The following is a 22,318-nucleotide window of genomic DNA, read 5'->3' as shown; positions in this document are numbered from 1 at the left end:
CCCCGGCTACGCCCGGTGAGACCCGTCACCCGTGCCGCCCGTGAGCGCCGCCGCGAGCGCGCCGCGCAGCACCACGTCGTCCCCGAGTTCGGTGAGTCGGACCTCCGGAACGTTGTTGAACACGTCCGTCTCGAGGTGTTCCCGGATGGGGGCGAGCACGCGGTCGGGGTTGTTCAGCGCGACGGCGCCGCCCACGGAGACCACGAGTGGCGCGTACGCCTGTACGATGTTGGTCACGCCGACGGCGTTCCAGAATCCGACGCGGTCGACGACCCGGGCCGCGAACTCGTCGTCGTCAGCGCTCTCGAAGACGTGTTTCGCGGAGAATTCGGAGTCCTCGAGCGGGAGGGTGGTCTCGACGCCGCCGGATTCCTCGGCGAGCGACCGGGCGTACTCGGGGATGTTCTCGCCAGAGCAGTACGCTTCCCAGTGACCGTCGCGGCCACACCCACACGTCTGTCGGCCCTGTGGGTCGACGATCATGTGCCCGATCTCGGCGGCGTTGCCGTCCCACCCCGCGAGCACGTTCCCGTCGACGGCGACGCCCGCGCCGATGCCCGAGGAGATGGTGACGTACGCCATGTCGTCGGGGTTCCGGTCGGCGTAGAAGCGTTCCCCGATGACGCCCGCCACGGCGTCGTTGTACAGGGAGACGCGCTCGGAACCCACGAGATTCGAGAGCGGGCCGACCAGCGGAACGGTGCCGACGGGGATGTTCGCGGGCCCCTCGGCGACGCCCTCCGCCAGGTCGAGGGGGCCGATGCTGCCCACCGCGGCGGCCCGAACGTCCGTCGGGGCGACGCCGGCCCCATCACACGCGGCGCGCACCGTCTCGAGAACCTGTTCTGTGACGGCGACGCCGTTCGGACCGTGCGGAGTGCGCTTCCGGGCCGTCGCGAGCACACGACCGTCGTCGTCGCCCACGGCGGCGCGCACGTTCGTCGCGCCGAGGTCGACCCCCACGAAAGACGCCATCTACACGGAGTGCCGGTCCGCGCGCACTTAACTGCACAGTTTTACTCGGAGCAGAGTTATCGTGGGCGGCCGCCGACCGCCGGCCTCGTCCCGACCCAGACCGTCGCTGGCCCCTGAATCCGGCAGGTCGGCGTCGCCTCCTCCTGTGCGCCCGCCCGCTCGACGGTCACGTCCGCGCGTTCCTCGAACGCGACGACGTGGGCCGCAGTCACCACGCGTTCGTCCCCTGCTTCGAGTGTGATTGCGTCGACGCGGCCGCGTCCCGCGAGGTACAGCGTGCCGTCGCCCGCGCCGGTGGTCAGAAACAGGCCGTCGCCCCGCGCCGGACCGTCGCCGACGCGGTCTGCGCCGACGCGGACGCCGTCGGTCGCCGCGAGGAACGCTGTGCGGGCAGTCGCGACGGGTTCGTGGTCGACGCTACAGGCGACCACCTCGCCGTGGAACGGCGGCGCGAGACGGACCGTCGCGTTCTCGTCGGCGACGACGCGGACCGGCGTGCGTTCGCTCGTCGCATTCGCCACCGACCGCAGCGCGTCCTCGCGCGGACGCCTGACCCGCACGCCGCCGGTGTGGTCGACGAGCGAATCCGTCGCTGCAAGCACGGACTCGCCCGCGTCGAGGTCCAGGACGAGCGTGCCGCTGGCTCCGGGTTCGGCGGTCGCGTCCATCAGTGGTCGCCGCGCACGAACGTCACCGGACACGGCGAGGACAGTAACACCGTCTGGGCGGTGCTGCCGAACACCGCCTTCCCGGTCGGCGAGCGCTGCCGGCCGCCCACGAGCACGAGATCGGCGTCCGTGTCGTCGGTGAGAGAGACGATGGACTCGCCGTGCAGTCCGACGCTGCCCCGGACGGCGTGCTCGACGCCCGCGTCCGCGAGGCGGTCGGCGAGGTCCTGGACGGTCGCGTGCCGGCGAGCGACGTCGTCCGGTGTCACCGCCGCATCCTGGTCCACGCCGAGTCGCTGTCTCGTCTCCTCGTACTGGTCGTCGGTGAATACGTGCGCGAGTGTCACCGTCGCATCGGCGGGTGCCGCGACGTTGGTCGTCGCCCGCGCGAGAGCGTCGACCCGGTCAGCGTCGCCGGGGCCGACGGCGAGTAGAACGTTATCGAGAGCCATGTCCGGGGGTGTCCCGGGAACCCCATAAGCATATGGCCGCGTCCGCAGTCGATTCGGATATGCTCGACCCCGACCTCGACGGGCGCGTCGCGCTCGTCACCGGCAGCGCGAGGGGGCTCGGTTCCGCGCTCGTCCGCTCGCTCGCGGACTGCGGCGCTAGCGTCGCTGTCCACTACCACACCAGCGCGGACGCCGCCCGGGAAGTAGCCGACGAGGCCCGCGACGCCGGCGCGCCCGACGTCACGACAGTCCAGGGCGACGTCACGGACCCCGACAGCGTGGACGGTCTGTTCGCCGCCGTGGAGTCAGATCTCGGGAGCGTGGACGTGCTCGTGAACAACGTCGGCGATTTCGCGCCCGAACACTGGAGCGACACCTCGTTCGAGGACTGGAATCGCGTACTCGACACGAACCTCACCGCCACCTACCTCTGCTCGAAGCGCGCGCTCCCCGCGATGCGCGACGCCGAGTGGGGCCGAATCGTCAACGTCGGCTACGCGTCCGCGGAGAAGGGCCTCGTCGCCCCGAAGAACTTCCCGTACTTCGCCGCCAAACAGGGCGTCCTGATGTTCACGCGGATGCTCGCCGCCGACACCCAGGACGACGGCGTCACCGCGAACGCCGTCTCACCATACGTCCTGGAGAACTCCGACGAGTATCCCGAGGACGCGCCGCGCGGCCGCTGGGCGTCCTTCGAGGACGTCGCGCAGGTCGTGCGGTTCTTCTGCCACGAGGACTCCGGGTACATCTCGGGCGAAAATATCGAGGTGGACGGCGGATGGCTGCCGGAAGACGTGTGAGTCGGCGGCAGGTGGCTGCCGGAGGACGTGTGAGTCGGCGGCGGATGTCGACTACTCCGTCTCCTCGGCGGCCCATGGGCCGACTCCGGCGACTGTTCCCAGCACCCACCCGGCGAAGAACGGTGCGAGGACTACCAGACACCCGATTCCCACCCACCGCGCAGGCGGCGGTTGCGAGGCGAGGTAGCCGAGATAGAGCGTCCCCGCGAGCGGCAACAGTTTTCTGAGTCCTGTCCCGCGCTTCGAGGTCATGTGTCCAGTAGCGAGCGCTGACGGAAGAAGCCACCTCTGTTCGGTTCGCCGTGGGTGTTCCGACCGGCTTCCGCGACGGTACGCTCGAATTACGGCGAGCGACACGCCTTTGCCACCCCGGCGTGTCACACCAGCGCATGCACGAGCGAGCGGCCGAGTTCGCCGAGCGGGCGCGCGAGGAGTACGGCCTCGACATCGATGTTCACGAGTTCGACGAGGGCACGAAGACGGCCGCCGACGCCGCGGACGCCGTCGGCTGTGACGTCGCCCAGATCGCCTCCAGCATCGTCGTAAGCGTGGATGGGGACCTGGTGGTCGTGGTGACGAGCGGTGCGAATCGCGTGGATCTGGACGCAGTTGCAGCGCTGCGCGGCGCGAGCGAGGGCGAGATGGCCGACCCTGGAGACGTGAAGGAGGCGACCGGGTGGAGCATCGGCGGTGTGCCACCCATCTGCCACGAGAACGGCGTCCCAGTGTTGCTGGACGAGACGCTACTCGAACACGAGGAGGTGTGGGCGGCGGCGGGCACGCCGACCGCGGTGTGGCCGGTCGAACCGGCGCGACTGCGCGAACTCGCGGACGCGGAGGCGGCGGCCGTCGCGGAGTAGAAAAGCGGGAGTGCTAGTTTCCTTCGATAGCGTCTATCACCATCGCCGCAGCCACGACGGCCTCCTTGGGCACATCGCTGGCGTCGTCGATTTCGACGGTGTACTTGTCGCGGAGGGAGAACTGGCCGCTGATGCGGCCGACGTGGTCGCCGTCCGGGTCGACGATCTTGTACTTCGGCGGGAGCACGTCTACGAAGTGTTTGAGTAGCGAGTAGAGCTTGCTCTTGGACTTGATGGTAGCGAGGATGTCCCCGGTGTCGGGGTCTCGGATGCGCCAACGCGTGCGCAGCAGCGTGAACTTCTTGTCGAGGACGACGACCTCATCGCCCGTCCCCTCGTCGACGATGGCGTAGTTCCCCGCAACGTCCAGAATGCCGCCGGCCTTCACGGTGAACGCGGGGTCGCCATCCCCGGTCTCGAACGGGAACTGCTCTTTCATCTTCAGCATCTTCTGCTTCCCGCGGAGGACGACGTCGCCGGCGCTGTCGCGGGCGGCGTACTTGTTCCGCACGAGGGACTGCGTGACCTCGTAGCGGTCGTCGTCCAGTTGCAGCGTGGAGATGTCGTAGGTGCCGCTGTCTGCCATACCGGGCAATCCAAGCGAGAGGGGAAAAGCGTTCCCACGACAGTTCCGACGTATCGATTCGGGGGCGTGGTTACCGTCTCGTCGACCGATGCTGGCCACAACACGCGGGCGCGTACCGGGACCGACAGACCTTCACCCCCGTGGCGGCTACTGCGTCTCCAATGAGTGAGGACTTCATCGAGGTCCGAGGGGCGGAAGAGCACAACCTCGAGGACCTCGACGTACAGATTCCACGCGAGTCGTTCAACGTGGTGACCGGCCTCTCCGGGTCGGGGAAATCGTCGCTCGCCTTCCAGACCATCTACGCGGAGGGCCAGCGCCGGTACATCGAGAGCCTGTCGGCGTACGCCCGGAACTTCCTCGGGCAGATGGACAAACCCCAGGTCGAGGCCGTCGAGGGGCTGTCTCCGGCAATCAGCATCGACCAGAAGAACGCCGCGAACAACCCGCGGTCGACCGTCGGCACCGTCACCGAACTCCACGACTACCTGCGACTGCTGTACGCCCGCGTCGGCACGCCACACTGCCCGGAGTGCGGCCGGGAGGTCGGCGAGCAGTCCGCCCAGCAGATGGTGCGGCGCATTCTCGAACTCCCCGAGGGAACGAAGGCGAAGATCGCCGCGCCGGTCGTACGCGACCAGAAAGGCGCCTTCGAGGACCGCTTCGACGAACTCGTCTCGGAGGGGTACTCCCGGGTCGAGGTCGACGGCGAGGAGTACGACCTCGCGTACGACCGCCCCGACTTGGACGAGAACTACGACCACACCGTGGACGTGGTCGTGGACCGCGTGTCTGTCAGCGAGGACGCGCGCTCCCGCATCACGGATTCGGTCGAGACCGCACTCGAGGAGGCCGACGGCGTGCTGAAGGTCGTTATCCCGGACCCCGACGAAGGAATCGAACTGGGCGGTTCGACGGCGCGCTCCACCGGCGACCTGGCAGGCGGCGCTGGTGATGCAGACGGCGACGGAGCGGAGAACGACCGCCTCGTCGTGGAGTTCTCGGAGGCGCTGGCGTGCACGCACTGCGGCATCGACATCAGCGAGATAGAGACCCGCTCGTTCTCGTTCAACAGCCCCCACGGCGCGTGCCCGGAGTGTGAGGGCCTCGGGAACACGAAGGAAGTCAGCGAGGACCTCGTCGTGCAGGACCCCTCGAAGCCGCTGCGGGACGTCTTCGAACCGTGGAGCTACGACCGGTCGTACTACCGCACGCGCCTCGACGCGGTCGCCGAGCACTTCGACGTCTCGCTGTCGACGCCGTTCGAGGACATAGAAGAGGACGTCCAGCAGAAATTCCTCTACGGCACGAGCGAGCAGGTGGTGTTCAAGCGCTCCACGAAGAACGGCATCCGGCGCAAGAAAAAGCGCTTCGAGGGCGTGATTCCGAACCTCGAGCGGCGCCACGTCGAGACGGACTCGGAGTCGACGCGCGAGCACATCGAGAAGTACATGAGCGTCACGACGTGCCCGGCGTGCGACGGCACGCGCCTGAAACCGTCCTCGCGCGCGGTGCTCGTGGACGGCACGTCCATCACCGAGGTCAATCGCGCGAGCATCGGTGACGCGCTCGAGCACTTCGAGGCGATGGAGGAAGGGATGGACGAGCGCGACACGAAGATCGCCGAGGAGATACTCAAGGAGATCCGCTCGCGCCTCGGGTTCATGCAGGAGGTCGGCCTCGAGTACCTCACGCTCGACCGCGAGGCGTCGACGCTCTCGGGCGGTGAGAGCCAGCGCATCCGCCTCGCGACCCAGATCGGGGCTGGCCTCGTCGGCGTGCTGTACGTCCTCGACGAGCCCTCCATCGGCCTCCACCAGCGCGACAACGACCGCCTGCTGAACACCCTGGAGGAACTCCGCGACCTCGGGAACACGCTCGTCGTCGTGGAGCACGACGAGGAGACGATGCGGCGCGCGGACAACGTCGTGGACATGGGACCGGGACCGGGTCGCCACGGCGGTGAGGTCGTCGCTAACGGCTCCGTCGAGGACCTGATGGAGGCCGAGGAGTCGGTCACCGGCGACTACCTCGCGGGCCGCAAGGAGATTCCCGTCCCCGAGGAGCGCCGCGAGTGGGACGCCGCGCTCACCATCGAGGGGGCGCGCCAGCACAACCTCCGCGACCTCGACGTCGAGATTCCGGTGGGCGCGTTCACCGCCATCACGGGGGTTTCGGGCTCCGGGAAGTCGACGCTGATGCACGACATCCTCTACAAAGGGCTCGCCCGCGAGATGAACGACAACACCTCGGTCGACCCGGGCGACCACGACGCTATCGAGGGCGTCGAGAACGTCGAGAAGGTGCGCCTCATCGACCAGTCGCCCATCGGTCGCACGCCGCGCTCCAACCCGGCGACGTACACGAACGTCTTCGACTACATCCGCGAGAAGTTCGCCCAGACCAAACTCGCGAAACAGCGCGGGTACGAGAAGGGGCGGTTCTCGTTCAACGTCAAGGGCGGGCGGTGTGAGGCCTGCGGCGGCCAGGGCACTCAGAAGATCGAGATGAACTTCCTCTCGGACGTCCACGTCCCGTGCGAGGAGTGTGGCGGCGACCGGTACAACGACGAGACGCTGCAGGTCGAGTACAAGGGCGCGACCATCGCGGACGTCCTCCAGATGAGCGTGGAGGAGGCCCACGACTTCTTCGAGGCGGACTCCCGGCTCGGCCGTCGCCTGAAACTCCTGATGGACGTCGGCCTCGACTACATGCGCCTCGGCCAGCCTTCGACGACGCTCTCCGGTGGTGAGGCCCAGCGCGTGAAACTCGCAGAGGAACTCGGGAAGAAGGACTCGGGCGACACCCTCTACCTGCTCGACGAACCCACCACGGGTCTTCACTCCGCGGACGAGCGGAAACTCATCGAGGTGCTCCAGCGCCTCACCGACCGCGGGAACAGCGTCGTGGTCATCGAGCACGAACTCGACCTCGTGAAGAACGCCGACCACATCGTCGACCTCGGCCCGGAGGGCGGCGAACACGGCGGCGACGTCGTCGCGATGGGGACTCCCGAGGAGGTGGCGGGGAACGACGACAGCCACACCGGGCGCTACCTCCGAGACAAACTCCCCGGAGTCGACATGGAGGGGCCGCGCTCGGACCGCAAGAAACCCGCGAAGGACGACGAGAAGGCCGCGCTCGCACAGGACGACTGACGCCCGTCAGTGCGAGTCGACAGGTACGCCGAGCGCTCGGAAGTCGCGCTGATTCGCGGTGACGACCGGCTCGTCGTCGCTGTCGGCGACGGCCGCGCCTCGCCGGCCTCCGCTGTCTCTCCGCTACGTCACCGTCAGCGTCGCGTCGAGGTCACCGACCGAAATCGTGTAGTCGCCGGGAACCACCGTCAGTTCGTCCTGCGAGAACATGCCTCCGGGTACCGTAGCAAGCGGCGCGATCGACGCCCGGACGCGGACCCGGTTCGATTCGCCGGGAGCGAGTGAAACGCGCTCGAAGCCGACGACCTCCTCCTGGGGGTAGAGCACCGGGCCGTGGCGGCGAGTGCCGTAGACGGGGACGACGTGCTCGCCGGCGCGGTCGCCGGTGTTCGTCACCTCGACGGAGACGGTGACCTCGTCGCGTGCGGCCGATTGCTGGAGTGTCGACGGGCGCACGCGCAGGTCGCGGTACGAGAACTCGGTGTAGGACTCGCCGTGCCCGAACGGGAAGACGGGGTCCTGGTCCGAGTGGGGTGGGCCGGGGTCACCGCCCTCGTGGAAGCGGTCCGGCGGGTAGTTGTCGTGGAGGTTGAGCAGTTGGCCGGTTCCGTCCGGCCACGTGAACGGGAGGCGGCCGCTCGGATTGGTGTTCCCGAAGACGGCGTCGGCGACGGCGCGGCCGCCCATCGTGCCGGGGAGGTAGGCCATCAGCGCGGCCGGGAGCTCCTCGAACACCTCGGTGCCGCGCGGGCGGCCAGCGAAGAACACGCCGGCGTGTGGGGTGTCGACGTCCGCGAGCGTCGAGACGAGTCGCTGCTGGGCGTTCGGCAACTCGAGCGTATCGGTGTCGCCTTTCTCCTCGGCGTACGGCCCCTCGCCGACGACAGCGAGGACGGCGTCGGCGCGCGCAGCGGCGTCGCGGACTTCGCTTTCCTTCTGGAACTCGTGGAGGCCCGTGGGCACGTGGACGACTTCCGTCGACGCGGAGACGGTCTCCCGGATGGCTTCGAGCGGGGTGACCGCCGGCGGGAGCACGTCGCCGACGCCCTGCCAGCCGAGCGTCCACCCGCCCATCATGTTGGCGACGCTGTCGGCGCTCGGCCCCGTGACGAGAATCGTGTCGGCGTCGGCGTCGAACGGGAGCGCCCCGTCGTTCTTCAGCAGCGTCATCGAGTCGGCGGTGGTGTCGGCGGCGATGCTGCGGGCTTCCTCGGAGCCGACGACGTCGGCGGCGCGCTCGGGGTCCGCGGTGGGGTCGTCGAAGAGGCCGATCGCCTCCTTGAACGCGAGCACGTTCGTCACCGCGTCGTCGATGCGCTCCATCGGCACTTCGCCCTCCTCGACCAGTTCCCGGAGGTTCTGCTGGTAGGTCTCGACGGTGTCGCTCGGGATGCCACCGGCGGGCACCATGTACATGTCGATGCCGGCGTTGATGCCGAGTTTGGTGGCTTCCTTCACGTCCGCCGCGAACTCGTGGACCGCGACCATCCGGTAGAAGTCGTGCCAGTCGGAGACGACCATGCCCTCGAAACCGAGCATCTCGCGCAGGATGTCCTCGAGGAGTTCCTCGGAGGCGTGCGCGGGGATGCCGTTGACCGACCCGCTGTTGACCATCACCGTCTCCGACCCGGCGGAGATGCCGGCGTGGTACGGCGGCAGGAAGTAACTCCGGAACGTCCGGTACGGGAGGAGCGCGGGGCTCCTGTCGTTGCCGTTCGCGGGTTCGGAGTACCCCGCGAAGTGCTTCGTCGTGGCCGCTGCCCGCTTGTGGTCGCGTTCGTCGGTCTCGTAGCCACGGACCTTCTCCTCGACCATTCGGGCGGTGAGGTAGGGGTCCTGGCTGAACCCCTCGTAGAACCGACCCCAGCGCGGGTCGCGCTGGAGGTCCGCGACCGGGGAGAACGTCCACGGCGTCCCCGTCGCGCGGAGCGTCTTCGAGGTGTGGTCGGCCATCTGGTGGGCGTACTCGGGGTTCCACGTCGCGCCGAGGCCGTGGTTGTGCGGGAAGATGATGGCGTCCTTCAGGTTGTTGTTCCCGTGGACAGCGTCCAGTCCCCACACGAACGGCACGTCGTGTGGGTGGGTCTCGACCATCGCCTCCTGGAGGTCGTTCGTGGCCTTCGCCTGCGTCACGGCATCCTTCGATTTCGCGTAGATGAGCGACCCAGGGAGGTACTCCTCGAAAAACTCCCGGGGGTTCTCGCCGAGTTCGTAGGCGGCGACCTGGGTCATCTGTCCGATCTTCTCGTCGAGGGTCATCTCCCCGACGCGCCGTTCGACGTCGGCGCTCGGGTCGGCGCTCTGTGCGGTCGTGACGCCGGAACTGATGTACGCGGAGAGCGCCGTTACCGACGCCAGGCCGCCGGTCGCCTGCATGAACGTGCGTCTCGACTCGTCGATGGCATCACCGTCACTCTCTACCATGACACCTCATGCCAACCCCACCATATTAATTGTATTGTATGGTCTATTTAAACTAACGTCGATTTGACCTGTTTTCTCGAGTTACTGCCCCGACCGCGAACAGGTTGGCGCAACTCTTCCGAGGGGAAGACATTTGCTCGTCCCCGGGCTACGGCGACGTGATGTACGACTTCGCGGTCGTCGGCGTCGGTCCAGCGGGCGCGCGGTTCGCGCGGCGGGCCGCGGAACGCGGCCACGACGTGGTTGCCTTCGAGTCGGGTGAACTCGGCAAACCACTGGCGTGCTCCGGACACGTCAGCCTCGACGTCTGGGAGTTCGTCCCCGAGGAGTACCACGACGAGTTGTTCCAGAACGCCATCCACGGCGCGCGCTTCCACCTCGGCGGCGCGGACTCCGAGTCGTATCCGTTCTACAAATCCGAGCCGATTTCGAACGCCATCGACCGCGTGCAACTGGACAAGACGCTGGCAGACGCCGCCCGCGACGCGGGGGCCGACGTCCGTGAGCAACACACCGTGACGAGCGTCGAGGAGCACGCCGACCGCGTCGAGTTGACGGTTCGCGGCCCCGAGGAGACAGTTGAAGTGGACGCGAAACTGGTCGCCGGCGCGGACGGCCCGCGCTCGCGGGTTCGTGACGCGCTCGGCCTGCCGGAACCAGAGGAGTTCCTGCACGGCGCGCTCGCGTTCGACCCGGACCCCGACCACCAGAACTTCGTGGACGTCCACCTCACCGTCCCGGAGTTCTTCGCGTGGCGCATCCCGCGCGGCGACGCGGGCGTGGAGTACGGTCTCGCCGCCGCGCCCGGCGAGGACGTGACCGCGATGTTCGACGACCTCGTCGAGGACTACGGCGTCGAGGTCGAGCACCGCTGCTCGGGGCTGATTCCCATCGGTCCGCCGGACAGCGTGACCGGCCGTCGCGGGTTCCTGCTCGGCGACGCCGCCGGGCAGACCAAGCCGTTCACGGGCGGTGGCATCCGCTACGGGATGACGGCGGCGGATTGTGCGGCGCGCGTAATCGACCCCGACGACCCCGGTACGCTCGCGGCCTACGAGTCGGCGTGGCGCGACGAACTGGCGCGGGAGATCAGACTCGGCCACCTGGTGCGTCGCGGCTACTCGTTCCCCGAGGTCGTCCAGCGCGCCGGCATGCGGCTGTTCTCCGGGGAGATCGGCGTCCACATGGACGAACCGACGAGCGTGTTCTCGCTCGCGCAGATGAAGGCGATGCTGCCCGGCCTATCGAGCGCCGAGAAGAACCGCTGACGGTCAGTACTTCGGCAAGCGCGCGGATTGCTCGCTGCCCTCGACGAACGGCAGGTCCGCGACGGGCGCGTCGACGAAGCCGTTGGCGGTCTCGACTGCCAGCGAGTCGCCCGCCTCCCACTCCACGGTGGCGAGCGCGACCGGTTCGTCGAGCACGGGGCTGACCGCGGCGCGCGTCACCTCACCGATGGGTTTGCCGGCGTCGCTCACGGTCGCCCCCGCTTCCGGGAGCGCGTCGGGCGCGAGGCCGACGAGTCGGGAACTCGGCTGCCCTCTGTTCTCGACCTTCGAGACGACCTCCTGGCCGACGAAACACCCCTTCTCGAAGTCGACGGCGTTCCGCAGGCCGAGCACGTTCGGAATCTGTCCCTCCAGTTCCGTCTCGTACAGCGGCGTCCCCGCTTCGAGGGTGAGCGTCTCCCAGGTCTGCCGGCCGAACGGCGCGGCGTTCAGGCCGCGGACCAGCAGCGTCTCGAACACGGGGTCGGCGTCCTCGGCGGCGCAGACGACGAGGTAGCCCTCTTCGCCCGCGAGGTTGTCGTCCCGGATGACGGTGACGCCGGCCTCCATCTCGCCGCGCACGAACGTCAACGGGTCCTCGCTCGGACTGGCGTTGTGGAGCACGCTCGCTATCTTCTCGGTGGCGTTCGGGCCGTGGACGCCGAACACACCGAAGTCGTCGGTCGCGTACTCGATCTCGACGTCCTGGACGAACGTCCGCTCGCTCCACTCGTCGGCGAGGTCCTCACCGGTGCCCGCCGGCAGGAACAGGAGGAGCGTGTCGCTCGTCGCGAACACGTAACAGTCCAGGCGGACGCGGCCCTGGGAGTCGAGGAGGAGCGCGTACACGCCCTCGCCGTCGGCGTCGGGCACGCGGTTCGTCACGGTGTCGTCCACGAACTCGCGGCGGTCCTCGCCGGCCACGACGAGCACGTCGAACGCGTGCTCGGTGACGCCGACGACGTTGCGCACCGCGCGGTGGGCGCGCTCCGGGCGACCGTACTGCTCGGGGAACGCGCGCCCCGCGACGTCGCGGAACGCGGCGCCGTGGTCCTCGTGGCGCTCTCTGACGACGGTCATCGGTCGAACGTCCGCACGGACGGCGGGTAAACCCACCGCTCCGCGGAGCGGGACGGCGCGAGGACGGTCGTTCAGAAACCGAGTTTCCGGCGGATGGCGTCGAGCCAGGACGACTCCTCGACGGAGTCGTTATCTCCCTCGGGGACGACGCGGTCGTCGGCGATGAAGACGGTACGGTCGCCGTTCTCCTCGGCGTCGATGAGGTTCTCGTCCTTCAGCGAACTCAGGGCGTCCTCCAGCGTGTCGATGTCGGCGTCGACCTGGGAGCGCAACTCGAAGACCGTCATCCCCTCTTCAGAGCGGTCGACGAGCGCGTCGAGCACCGCCACTTCGGTGTCGTCACGGTCCCGATACTCGCGCTTCGCGTGCATACTCGAACCGAGACGCCCCTGCGTCTTATCGGTATCCCCGAACGGTACCCTTTTGCCGTTGGCCCCGGAACGACCCTGCCAATGGGTCTCAGGTGCTCCCTGCTCGGACACGACTACGGAGAGCCCTTCGTCGAGCGGGGCCGGGAAGAGCGCGGGAACGAGGTGGTCGTGACCGAGCGCGAACTTCAGGAGTGTTCGCGCTGTGGAGCGGAGAACGTCACGACGGAGAACACGGAAGTTCGGTCCATCGAACCGACCGATTCGGCGACGTCGTCGGACGCAGGGGCGTCCGGCGCGTCGACGGGGGCCGAGAGTACGGCCGGCGGTTCGGCGTCCGGGAGAGCCGGCGCCTCGCCGTCCGGCGGTGAGACCGCCGACGCAACGTCTGGCGCGTTCACGTCCGCGTCCGACGCCATCGAGCGAGCGGAAGCCGACATGCAGACGGACTCGTCGGGCACCGCCGGCGGTGCGTCGGCGGCCGACGCAGACGCGACCGCGGCCGGCGCCGACACCGCGACGGACGCGGGCGAGGACGACGCCGTCATCATCGACGATTCCGCCGACGAAGACACTGCGGGCAGCGAGCAGTGGGACGAGCAGGCGGACGTCGACCCGGACGCCGACCACGACCCGGCGCCCGACCCGGACGGCGAAGACGTCGAGTTCGTCGACGGGCCACAGACCGGCGGCGACAACACGTCTACCGACACCGGAGCCAGCGACGCCGCGTCCGCGGGACAGTCCGGCGGCGCGCAGGCCGTCGCCGCCGAGCGTTCTGACGACCGCCCGCGAGGCGAGTGGCCGGACCACGACGGCGAGGACGCCGGCGTCGACGCGACGACCGACGACACGTCGTTCCAGTTCGGCGACGAGAGCGAGCAGTTCGTGGAGGCCGACACGGGGTTCACGAGCGCCGGCCCCATCGAGCAGTCCGAGAGCGAGGACGACCTCGACTTCGCGCTGTACTGTCCGGAGTGCGGGTTCGAGCGCCGCGCCGCCGGGTCGAGTCTGCGCGCGGGCGACATCTGCCCGGACTGCCGGAAGGGCTACCTCGCCGAGGACTAGTGACGGCCGGCGGCGGCCGTGCTGTCGGTGGAACGTGGCAATTTCGGACGTGGTGATTCCGGACTGGCAGTGAGCCGTGGCGGCTTCCGGGGGCGCCCGCTGACGAAACAGGTAAACCAATCGCTGTGCTTTTCGAGTCCATGAAGGAGTACAAGATGCGCCGCGGGGAGTACCTCGAAGACCGCATGCCCGACCTCGAGGCCGAAATCGAGGACTACTTCGGTAGCCCGACGGCCACCGAGGAGTACAAGGGAAGCGACCTCCACGTCGTCGAGGACCCCGACAACCCCGTGTTCGATCGCATCGTCGCGGGCGCAGTGACTTACTCCGGAAAGAAGGACAAACTCGCCGTCGACTTCGAGGAGCGAGACGCCGAGGACGTCATCGCGGAAGGGAACGCCGAGGCCGCTGCGGACGCCGTCAACGCGAAAAACGAGTTCCTGCTCGAGGCCACGGGCCGCGACGCGAAGTCCCGCCGCGACTCGATGAAGCGCTCCGTCGAGGACGACGCGGAGAAACCCGACAACGTCTCGTAGCGCACTTTTCGACTGGGCCGTTCACGTCGTTATCAGAGAGGGTGATTACAGTTGCCGAGAGCAAGGGCTGTCCGCCAGCCTGTGACTCGTAGAAGGCGAAGAGAGTGTGGTTACCGGTGGTTCAGCTTCGAGCGGCTGATGCCGATGCCGCTCGGCGTGACGATGATCTGGTCGTCGCCCTTCTGGACGATGTCGCCGCCGACTTCCCGGGCGACCTGTCGGAGTTCGTCGACGACGTGTTCGACGGTGCTGTCCTCCGTGCGGAGGCGCGTGATGTCCGCGATGACGAGGTCGCCGTCGTACACCGCGTCCTTGATAGCGATGACGTCCTCCTGTCCGTCGATCTCCGCGATGTGGAGTTGCACGCCGGCCTCCGCCGCGTCCGTGTCGAAGTCCTCGATGTCGAGTTCGACGTAGTCCTCGGTGGAACTACCGCTCCCACCGAGAATCTTGTCCATGAAGCCCATTGGGGAGGAGGTGGCCCGCCGCCCGCATAGTTCTTGCGTCAGACGCCGCGGGCAGAGGGTGCTTCGCGAGTCGGAGGTCGGTGCGTGGACCGTGTGCCCGCGGTCGAAACCCAGACCAGGGGTTCTCGACGCAGTCCGCCGCCGGCCAGCGACACCTACATGGAGTAAGGTGCCCCAGTTTCGACCATGCAGACCGCGCTCGTCGTGCTGGACGGCTGGGGGCTCGGAGACCACGACAGACTGGACGCCGTCCGCGCGGCCGATACGCCGAACTTCGACGACTACGCCGAAAGCGGCGCGTTCGGCACGCTCACCACGTCCGGGCGGGACGTCGGCCTCCCGCGCGGGCAGATGGGGAACAGCGAGGTCGGGCACCTCACCATCGGCGCGGGGCGCGTGGTGCGCCAGGAGTACGCGCGCATCGAAGACGCTGTCGCGGACGGCGAACTCTGCCAGAACGACGCCATCTCGGGTGCGCTCGATCACGTCGAAGTGACGGGTGGGCGCGTCCACTTCATGGGACTCGTGAGCGATGGCGGGGTGCACTCGGACCACGAACACCTGCACGCGCTCCTCGAGTGCGCCGCGAGCCGCGACCTCGAAGCGACCACGCACGCGTTCACGGACGGACGAGACACCGCCCCGCAGAGCGCCGAGAACTATCTCTACTCGCTCCAGGAGGTCGTCTCCGAGTACGACACCGGGGACGTCGCCACGGTCTCCGGCCGGTACTACGCGATGGACCGCGACCAGAACTGGGACCGTACCAGGAAAGCCTTCGACGCCATCGTCGAGCGGAACGGGATGCACCGCGCGGAAACGGCGGTCGACGCCGTCCGGGAGTCCTACGAGCGAGGGGACACGGACGAGTTCGTCGAACCGACCATCGTCAGGGGCGGCGACCGACTGAGCGAGGGCGACGCGGTCGTGTTCTTCAACTTCCGCGCCGACCGCGCGCGCCAGCTCGTGCGGATGCTCGCGGACATCCGACCGGACGACTGGGGCTTCGACACCGACCCGCCGGACGTGCCGGTCGTCACGATGACGGAGTACGACGAGACGTTCGACCTCCCGGTGGCGTTCCCGGCGAAGGAGCCAACGGACACGCTCGGTGAGGTCGTCTCGGAGGCCGGACGTACACAACTGCGGGTCGCGGAGTCCGAGAAGTACCCTCACGTCACGTACTTCCTGAACGGCGGGCGCGAGGTGGAGTTCGACGGCGAGATGCGGCGCATCGTCGACTCCCCGGACGTGCCGACCTACGACCAGCAACCCGAGATGAGCGCGCGCGAGGTGACCGACGTCACGCTCGACGCGCTCGCCGACGAGGACCCGGACGTGCTCGTGTTGAACTACGCGAACCCGGACATGGTCGGGCACACGGGCGACTACGAGGCCGCAGTCGATGCAGTAGAGGCCGTCGACGAGCAACTCGGGCGACTCGTGCCAGCGCTCAGAGAGGCCGATGCGCACGTCGTTCTCACCGCCGACCACGGGAACGCCGACGACATGGGCACCGAGGCGGAACCCCACACCGCGCACACGTTCAACCCCGTGCCGTTCGTCCATGTAGCGCCCAGTGAGGGCAACAGGGACGACGATGGTGGATTTACCGTCCGCGAGGACGGCGCGCTCCGCGACGTGGCTCCCACGCTGCTCTCCCTGCTCGACGTCGAGCAACCTGACGTGATGACTGGCGAGTCGCTACTCGAATAGCGCTCTTCTCACGCGTCCTGCCGGTACACGACGTCGCCGCCCACGACCGTCGCGTCCACGTTCACGTCCCGAATCGACTCCGGGTGCTCCCACGGCGAGTCCGCGAGCACGACGAAGTCCGCGAGCACGCCCTCCCGGAGCGTGCCCATCTCGTCCGCCGCAAATCCGGCGTACGCGCCGCCCGAGGTGTACGCGCGGAGCGCGTCGGTCACGCCGAGTCGCTGTGAGTCTGCGGGCGCGTTGACCGCGTGGTGGACGCCGAGAAGCGGGTCGAGTGGCATGCAGTCGCTGCCAAACGCGAGGGGCACGCCCGCCTCGCGGTACGCCGCGAATCGGTTCGATGCCTTCCGGCGCTCGGTGCCGAGGCGGTCCTCGTAGAGGCCGTCCTCGCCCGCCCACTTCAGGAAGTTCGGCTGCATCGACGCCACGACACCCAGGTCGGCCATGCGCTCGATGGCGTCGTCGCTCGCTAGTTCGGCGTGTTCGATGCGGTGGCGGCGGTCGCGCACGCTCCCGTCACCCGACTCGCCTGCGCAGGCCTCGTAGGCGTCCAACACCGCGTCGACGGCCTCGTCGCCGATTGCGTGGACGGTCATCTGGAGACCAGCGTCGTCCACGCGCTCGACGACCGACTCCAGTTCCTCGGGGTCGACAACCCACTTCCCTGTCTCGTCCGGGTCGTCCGCGTACGATTCCGAGAGCTTCGCGGTTCGCCCACCGAAACTCCCGTCCGTGAACGACTTGATGCCCCCGACCTCAACCATCTCGCTCCCGTGGTTCGTCGCCAGACCGGTCTCCAGGACGGCGTCGAGGTGGTCCGTCCAGTAGTTCAGGCGCACGCGAACCGAGAGCTCGCCGGATTCGTCCAACTCGCGGAACGCCCGCGGCGAGTGGGACTGTCGCACCATGTCGTGGACGCAGGTCACGCCGAGGCTGTTGGCTTCGCGCTGGGCCGCTCGCAGGAGGTCCTTCGTCTCCGTGGAGTCCGGGTCGGTGGCGTCGTAGACGACCTCGACGGCGTCCTCCACGATGCGGCCGCCACCCATCACGTCGCCGTCGGGCATGTCGTCGCCGTACTCGCTGATGACGGCGCTGTTCACCGTCGCCGTGTGCATGTCTTCGCGGATGGCCGCAACAGGCCGGTCCTCGCTCACGCGGTCCAGGTCGCCCGCGGTGAGGTCGGCGGCGTCCGTCCCCTCGCTCGCGTTCCACGTGCTCTCGTCGTAGCCGAAGCCCAGCACCCAGCCGCCGGCGTCGTTCTCGCTGCCCTCGGCCAGTTCGTCCGCGCGCACCTGCAGTCGCTCCACGACCTCCTCGGGCCCGCTCGCGCCCCGGAGGTCGGCGTGGACGCCGTACTGTCCGACGGTCTCCATGTGCGTGTGGGCGTCCACGAATCCGGGCAGCAGGACGCGTCCGTCGAGGTCGACCACCTCCGTCTCGACGCCCTCCAGGAACTCGATCTCGTAGTCGCTGGCCAGGCGCACGACGCGCCCGTCCCGCACGGCGACGGCCTCGTGCGTCTCGTCCGGGTCGGCAAGCGTGTGCACCTCGCCGTTGCGCAGAATCAGGTCGGCGGCCGCAGTCATACCAGTTCGCGGGACCCGCGACGCCAAAGTCGTTCGGGAACCAGACGTTCGTCCGCGCTGGCCGGGCCGCTCGACAAAGGACAACCTTCAGGGCGTCCGCCCGACGAACTCCACGCATGACCGACGCCTCGGGGCTCGCAGACCGCGTGCAGTCCGGTGACCTCCGACTCTACGAACTCGAAGACCACGCCGACGCCGACACCGCCGCCGCGGCGCGTCGTGAACTCCTCGCCCGGGAGACCGGCGTCGACCTGGACGCCATCGGCTCGTTCGCGTTCGACGCCGAACAGGCCAGCGAAACCGCCGTCGAGAACCTCGCGGGCGGTGCGCAGTTGCCGATGGGCGTCGCGGGACCGCTGGCCGTGAACGGCGGCGCCGCGGACGACGAGTACTACCTGCCGCTGGCCACCACGGAGGGCGCGCTCGTCGCGTCCGTCAATCGGGGCTGCTCGGCGATTACGACGGCGGGCGGCGCGAACGCTCGGGTCACGAAGACCGGGATGACGCGGGCGCCCGTCTTCCGCGTCGAGGACGTGCGCGAGGGCGCTGACGTCGCGGAGTGGGTCGAGGAGAACGTCGACGCGCTCCGGGAGGCCGCCGAATCCACGACGAGCCACGGGAAACTCACCGGCGTGACGCCGTACGTCGTCGGCGACAACGTCTTCCTCCGGTTCAGCTACGATACGAAGGACGCGATGGGGATGAACATGGCGACCATCGCCACGGGCGCCGCCGCGGACGTCGTCGAGGCGGAGACGCCCGCGGAACTCGTCGCGCTCTCCGGGAACCTCTGTGCGGACAAGAAGCCCGCCGCCATCAACGCCGTCGAGGGCCGCGGACGCACCGTCACCGCCGACGTCCACATCCCCGCGGACGTCGTCGAGGAGCGCTTCGGCACGACGCCCGAGGCCATCGAGGAGGCGAACACGCGCAAGAACCTCATCGGGAGCGCGAAGGCCGGGAGTCTCGGGTTCAACGCGCACGCCGCGAACGTGGTCGCCGCGGTGTTCCTCGCGACCGGGCAGGACGCAGCACAGGTCGTCGAGGGCGCGAACTGCATCACCACCGTCGAGGCCAGGGAAAACGAGCTCTACGCGTCGGTGAATCTAGCGTCCCTGGAGGTCGGCACCGTCGGCGGCGGCACGAAACTCCCGACCCAGCGCGAGGCCCTCGACGTGCTCGGGGTGCGCGGCGGCGGTGACCCCGCTGGGTCGAACGCCGACGCGCTCGCGGAGGTCATCGCCGCCGGCGCGCTCGCGGGCGAACTCAGTCTGCTCGCGGCGCTGGCGTCCCGCCACCTCTCCTCGGCGCACGAGGACCTTGGGCGCTGAACTCGCCCCCCTGAATCTGGACGCCGACGCCGTCCACTGAACCCAGCCACACGCAACCCCTCTGGGAGCCAACATTTACGTTCCGGGGTGCGTACCACCGACCATGTCAGACGTCGACGTGCGCGGCACGGCGCTCCAGTACGGCATCGGGTGGGGTGGACTGACGGGCGTGCTCACCGTCGCGCTCGCCGTCGTCGTCGCGTTCCCGCTGAAGTTGCTCGGCGCCCTCATGTTCGCCCTCGCGGCGTTCATCGTGCCCGCCATCGTCGGCATCACGGACTCCGGCATCGAGACGGTGGCGGCGAGCACCCGCATCGGTTTCTCGGCGGGAGACCCGAACGACTACCGCGCCGGCCACCTGCCCGTTCCGAACGCGCTTCAGGTCGTCTGCTGGCTCTGCGGGGTCGGCGTCGTCGGCCTCGTCACGCTCGTGCTCACCGCGTGACCGGGCCATCGCACCCCCGTCTGGACGCTCTCGACACCCGCCCAGACACTTTCACTTTCATCCCGGTGCAGGCACAGGGTTATTTTTCCAGCCGGCGTTTCGAGTAATATGCGCACGCTCGACGACCCTAGCGCTGACGGCAAATCACCGTCGCGAGCGGTGCGCACGCTCCGCGTGCTGAAGTTGCTGCTCACGGTGCTCGTGCTCGCGCTGACGCTCTGGCGCGGCGTCGGCGAACTCCCGCTGTAGGGCTCAGTAAACGCGCCACAGGCGCGTCGCTGTCGGATCAGAGCCGGCGGTACCGTCCCCCGGACTTCGAGACCTCGCCCGCTCGCTCGAACTTCGACAGCGCGCGCTCCACGTACTCCCCCTCGACGCCGTGCTCGGCCGCGAACGCCTTCACTTCGTCCTCGGTCGGTTGGTCGAGTTCCCGGAGCGCCGTCTCGACGGCCGCGCGCTTCCCGAGACTCCGCGTGGACTGCTCGGCGCGCTCGCCCGCAGCGGCCACCTCGTCGGTGTCCACGCCCGATTGCGCCATGAACTCGTCGTCGGTCATCCCGGTGTCCTCGACGAAATCCTCGAGCGTCGTGAAGTCCTCCACCTCCGCGAACGCGTCGCCGTGCCCGGCGCGGTTCGCGAGCATCGACGCGCGAACTTCGCGGGCGTGGTCCTCGTCCTCCGTCGTCACGAACTTCCGAAGTTTGGAGAACTGGTGGCGTTTCTCACAGCGCGGACACCCCGAGGTGTCGGGCCGCCCCGAGACCACCCACAGCGCGCTACAGTCCGAACACCCCACGACCGCGTACATGCTCGGGTGTCGGTCGCCGTTCCGGATAAACTACCGGGTCGACGGAAACACTAACGTGTCGACGCTGCGTCCGCCCCGGCATGACTGACCCGCCGTCGACGCGAGCGCGGCTCGCCGAACGCCCGGACTGGTGGAAGCCCATCGCCGGCATCGTCGCGTCGCTCGTCGTGACCGCCGTGCTCGGCGCCGTGCTCCCGCCGGACGCGTACGTCTCGCTTCTCCTGGTGCCGTTCGTGCTCGTGGGGTTCGGCCTCGCTGTCCTCTCTCCCGTGTTCGTCTACTTCGACCGACGGTACCTCGCGGACGCCGACGGCTGGACGCCCTCGGAGTGGTACTATCTGATGTGGTTCCCGCCGCTCGCGCTGGTGCTGCCCGCGCTCTACCTCTACCGGCGCCACCGACGCGTCGGCGTTCCCAGAAACCCGCTCGCGTGACCACTCCACCGAACTCCTGCTACTCGGATCCCGACAGATACCAGCCGTAGCGCTTGCGAGCGGCGCGTTCCTCTCGGTCCCGCCCCTTCTTCGAGCGGCCCCGCGTCTTCCCCTCGAGAATCTGGCGCTCCACGACGTTCGCGGCGAGGCGGAACGCGTGCCCCGCGCCGTAGCCCTCGCCGGTGCCGACGAAGTGACCCTTGTCCGTGAACAAGCGGATGCGCGCCAGCATCAGCGGCGTGCCGCGCACCCGTTCCTCGTGCTCGTGGAAGTAGACGTTCGCCTCCAGGAGTGACATCGCCTCGTACCGGGAGACGAGTTCGTCGACAGTGTTTCGAACGTTGTCCACCGAGAGGTCGTCCATCAGGTCGACGTTCTGGACCTGCACGACCGGCGCGTCCTCGTCGGTCCACGTCAGCGACTCGAGCGCGTCGGTCTTCGTCACGATGCCTGTCGCTCGCTCCGATTCGTCCACCACGACGAGCGAGGAGATGCCGCGCTCCAGCATCTCTCCGACGGCCTCCCCGAGCGGTCGGTCGGGCGTCGTGGTCGCTGCCGGGTCGCTCATCACGTTCCCCACCGGGACGCTCATCAGGTCGTCTCGGTCTCCCTCTCGCGCGCCGAACCCGCCGTGGCTCAGCCCCTCCGGGAACCCGGTGTCGCCGCCGCTCGACTTCTCCACCGAGCGCGTGGTGATGCCGAGCAGGTCGTGGACGCTCACGACGCCAGCCACGTCCCCGTCGTCGTCCACGACCGGGAGGTGCGTGATGGCGCGCTCGCGGAAGTGGTTCAGCACGACGCCGACGCCGTCGTCTGGCGACACCGTCACCAGATCATCGGTGTGAACGTCGTCGACCGTGAGCGCGTCGAGGTCCTCCCGAACAGCCTCGAGTACGCCGTCCGCGGTGACGACCCCAACGAGTTCGTCGCCGTCGAACACTGGCAGCACTGTCGTCTGCCCGCCGACGAGCAGGCGCGCGACGTCCCGGACGTCCTCGTCGGGTCGGACTCTCGATACGTGCCAGACGAGCGACCGAACCTTCGTCTTCGGCGGCACGTGCGAGCGCAGGAACTGGCGCTCCGTCACGACACCCTCGTAGTCGTCTCCCCGGACGACCACAGCTTTCACGCCGTCCTCGCGGAACCGCGCGGCGAGTTTCGACGCGGGCACGTCGGGTGATACGTCCGCGTACTCGGTGACGTAGATGTCTGCGATGTCCATCCCGCTGGCTAGACGCCACCGACAGTGATTCGCTTTCTTACCAGTCTGTTCGAGTTCTGGTGGTCA

Annotated in this window: 23 protein-coding genes; 11 read left to right on the top strand and 12 right to left on the bottom strand. The window is 68.6% G+C overall.

Translation table 11 applies throughout. From position 1 onward, the window contains the following. Nucleotides 1–6 precede the first annotated feature (6 nt). The 3 genes from LT970_RS01720 to LT970_RS01710 are packed head-to-tail and all read right to left on the bottom strand — an operon-like array spanning nt 7 to nt 2,095. Nucleotides 7–975 carry an ROK family protein gene (locus LT970_RS01720; protein ID WP_232687242.1) on the bottom strand — a complete coding sequence of 323 codons (969 nt, stop codon included), beginning with the start codon at nt 973–975 and terminating at the stop codon, nt 7–9. A gap of 56 nt (nt 976–1,031) precedes the next feature. Further along, entirely contained in the window at nt 1,032–1,643 is a 612-nt protein-coding gene (locus tag LT970_RS01715) for an AIM24 family protein (RefSeq protein WP_232687241.1), read from the bottom strand. Continuing rightward, nucleotides 1,643–2,095: a universal stress protein gene (locus LT970_RS01710; protein WP_232687240.1), complete on the bottom strand. Its 453-nt coding sequence runs from the start codon at nt 2,093–2,095 to the stop codon at nt 1,643–1,645. The genes LT970_RS01715 and LT970_RS01710 overlap by 1 nt, the downstream gene beginning before the upstream one ends. A 59-nt stretch (nt 2,096–2,154) precedes the next feature. Here LT970_RS01710 and LT970_RS01705 point away from each other — a divergent pair, with 59 nt between their 5' ends. After that, a complete protein-coding gene (locus LT970_RS01705; protein ID WP_232687239.1) occupies nt 2,155–2,895 on the top strand; it encodes an SDR family NAD(P)-dependent oxidoreductase in 741 nt (246 codons plus the stop codon). A gap of 51 nt (nt 2,896–2,946) precedes the next feature. On the opposite strand, the gene LT970_RS01700 is transcribed toward LT970_RS01705, so the two are convergent. Then, a complete protein-coding gene (locus tag LT970_RS01700; protein ID WP_232687238.1) occupies nt 2,947–3,147 on the bottom strand; it encodes a hypothetical protein in 201 nt (66 codons plus the stop codon). Between the two features lie 137 nt (nt 3,148–3,284). On the opposite strand from LT970_RS01700, the gene LT970_RS01695 reads away from it, so the two are divergent. Next, nucleotides 3,285–3,755, top strand: a complete 471-nt coding sequence (locus tag LT970_RS01695) for a YbaK/EbsC family protein (protein WP_232687237.1) — start codon at nt 3,285–3,287, stop codon at nt 3,753–3,755. Between the two features lie 13 nt (nt 3,756–3,768). Here the strand turns inward: LT970_RS01695 and LT970_RS01690 are convergent, their stop codons facing one another. Beyond that, nucleotides 3,769–4,341, bottom strand: coding sequence for an LURP-one-related/scramblase family protein (locus LT970_RS01690; RefSeq protein ID WP_232687236.1), 573 nt, complete (start codon nt 4,339–4,341; stop codon nt 3,769–3,771). Nucleotides 4,342–4,502: 161 nt separating this feature from the next. Between LT970_RS01690 and uvrA the strand changes: the two genes are divergently transcribed. Continuing rightward, entirely contained in the window at nt 4,503–7,499 is a 2,997-nt protein-coding gene (gene uvrA / locus LT970_RS01685; protein WP_232687235.1) for an excinuclease ABC subunit UvrA, read from the top strand. Between the two features lie 123 nt (nt 7,500–7,622). Here the strand turns inward: uvrA and LT970_RS01680 are convergent, their stop codons facing one another. Next, complete coding sequence (locus tag LT970_RS01680) at nt 7,623–9,923, bottom strand: beta-glucosidase family protein (RefSeq protein WP_232687234.1); 2,301 nt, start codon at nt 9,921–9,923, stop codon at nt 7,623–7,625. A 161-nt stretch (nt 9,924–10,084) separates the two neighbouring features. On the opposite strand from LT970_RS01680, the gene LT970_RS01675 reads away from it, so the two are divergent. Further along, the gene (locus LT970_RS01675; RefSeq protein WP_232687233.1) at nt 10,085–11,191 is read left to right on the top strand and encodes a geranylgeranyl reductase family protein; all 1,107 of its coding nucleotides are present in this window, start codon (nt 10,085–10,087) and stop codon (nt 11,189–11,191) included. Nucleotides 11,192–11,194: 3 nt separating this feature from the next. On the opposite strand, the gene ygfZ is transcribed toward LT970_RS01675, so the two are convergent. Next, entirely contained in the window at nt 11,195–12,271 is a 1,077-nt protein-coding gene (gene ygfZ / locus LT970_RS01670) for a CAF17-like 4Fe-4S cluster assembly/insertion protein YgfZ (RefSeq protein ID WP_232687232.1), read from the bottom strand. Nucleotides 12,272–12,342: 71 nt separating this feature from the next. Then, nucleotides 12,343–12,642: a DUF6432 family protein gene (locus LT970_RS01665; RefSeq protein WP_232687231.1), complete on the bottom strand. Its 300-nt coding sequence runs from the start codon at nt 12,640–12,642 to the stop codon at nt 12,343–12,345. Between the two features lie 81 nt (nt 12,643–12,723). Between LT970_RS01665 and LT970_RS01660 the strand changes: the two genes are divergently transcribed. Further along, a complete protein-coding gene (locus LT970_RS01660) occupies nt 12,724–13,707 on the top strand; it encodes an MSCRAMM family adhesin SdrC (protein WP_232687230.1) in 984 nt (327 codons plus the stop codon). Nucleotides 13,708–13,847: 140 nt separating this feature from the next. Further along, nucleotides 13,848–14,243, top strand: a complete 396-nt coding sequence (locus LT970_RS01655; RefSeq protein ID WP_232687229.1) for a DUF5611 family protein — start codon at nt 13,848–13,850, stop codon at nt 14,241–14,243. 110 nt (nt 14,244–14,353) lie between these two features. Here the strand turns inward: LT970_RS01655 and LT970_RS01650 are convergent, their stop codons facing one another. Continuing rightward, nucleotides 14,354–14,710 carry a cell division protein SepF gene (locus LT970_RS01650; protein WP_232687228.1) on the bottom strand — a complete coding sequence of 119 codons (357 nt, stop codon included), beginning with the start codon at nt 14,708–14,710 and terminating at the stop codon, nt 14,354–14,356. Nucleotides 14,711–14,896: 186 nt separating this feature from the next. Here LT970_RS01650 and gpmI point away from each other — a divergent pair, with 186 nt between their 5' ends. Beyond that, nucleotides 14,897–16,426, top strand: coding sequence for a 2,3-bisphosphoglycerate-independent phosphoglycerate mutase (gpmI, locus tag LT970_RS01645; protein WP_232687227.1), 1,530 nt, complete (start codon nt 14,897–14,899; stop codon nt 16,424–16,426). A gap of 8 nt (nt 16,427–16,434) precedes the next feature. Here the strand turns inward: gpmI and LT970_RS01640 are convergent, their stop codons facing one another. Further along, nucleotides 16,435–18,012 carry an amidohydrolase gene (locus tag LT970_RS01640; RefSeq protein WP_232687226.1) on the bottom strand — a complete coding sequence of 526 codons (1,578 nt, stop codon included), beginning with the start codon at nt 18,010–18,012 and terminating at the stop codon, nt 16,435–16,437. Between the two features lie 116 nt (nt 18,013–18,128). On the opposite strand from LT970_RS01640, the gene hmgA reads away from it, so the two are divergent. The 3 genes from hmgA to LT970_RS01625 all read left to right on the top strand — a co-directional run bounded on the left by hmgA (nt 18,129) and on the right by LT970_RS01625 (nt 20,037). After that, nucleotides 18,129–19,343 carry a hydroxymethylglutaryl-CoA reductase (NADPH) gene (gene hmgA, locus LT970_RS01635; RefSeq protein WP_232687225.1) on the top strand — a complete coding sequence of 405 codons (1,215 nt, stop codon included), beginning with the start codon at nt 18,129–18,131 and terminating at the stop codon, nt 19,341–19,343. A 103-nt stretch (nt 19,344–19,446) separates the two neighbouring features. Then, on the top strand, nt 19,447–19,788 hold the full coding sequence (locus LT970_RS01630; protein ID WP_232687224.1) for a hypothetical protein: 342 nt from the start codon (nt 19,447–19,449) through the stop codon (nt 19,786–19,788). Between the two features lie 108 nt (nt 19,789–19,896). Beyond that, entirely contained in the window at nt 19,897–20,037 is a 141-nt protein-coding gene (locus tag LT970_RS01625; protein ID WP_232687223.1) for a hypothetical protein, read from the top strand. Between the two features lie 37 nt (nt 20,038–20,074). Here the strand turns inward: LT970_RS01625 and LT970_RS01620 are convergent, their stop codons facing one another. After that, nucleotides 20,075–20,596, bottom strand: coding sequence for a DUF5817 domain-containing protein (locus LT970_RS01620; RefSeq protein WP_232687222.1), 522 nt, complete (start codon nt 20,594–20,596; stop codon nt 20,075–20,077). Nucleotides 20,597–20,676: 80 nt separating this feature from the next. Here LT970_RS01620 and LT970_RS01615 point away from each other — a divergent pair, with 80 nt between their 5' ends. After that, the gene (locus tag LT970_RS01615; RefSeq protein WP_232687221.1) at nt 20,677–21,030 is read left to right on the top strand and encodes a hypothetical protein; all 354 of its coding nucleotides are present in this window, start codon (nt 20,677–20,679) and stop codon (nt 21,028–21,030) included. A 19-nt stretch (nt 21,031–21,049) separates the two neighbouring features. On the opposite strand, the gene LT970_RS01610 is transcribed toward LT970_RS01615, so the two are convergent. Beyond that, the gene (locus tag LT970_RS01610) at nt 21,050–22,252 is read right to left on the bottom strand and encodes a CBS domain-containing protein (RefSeq protein ID WP_232687220.1); all 1,203 of its coding nucleotides are present in this window, start codon (nt 22,250–22,252) and stop codon (nt 21,050–21,052) included. Between the last annotated feature and the right edge of the window lie 66 nt (nt 22,253–22,318).

It is taken from the genome of Halobacterium zhouii (assembly GCF_021249405.1).
Taxonomy (GTDB): Archaea; Halobacteriota; Halobacteria; order Halobacteriales; family Halobacteriaceae; genus Halobacterium; species Halobacterium zhouii.
The sequence above is the reverse complement of the archived record's forward strand: the minus strand, read 5'-3'. Positions and strand labels throughout refer to the sequence as shown.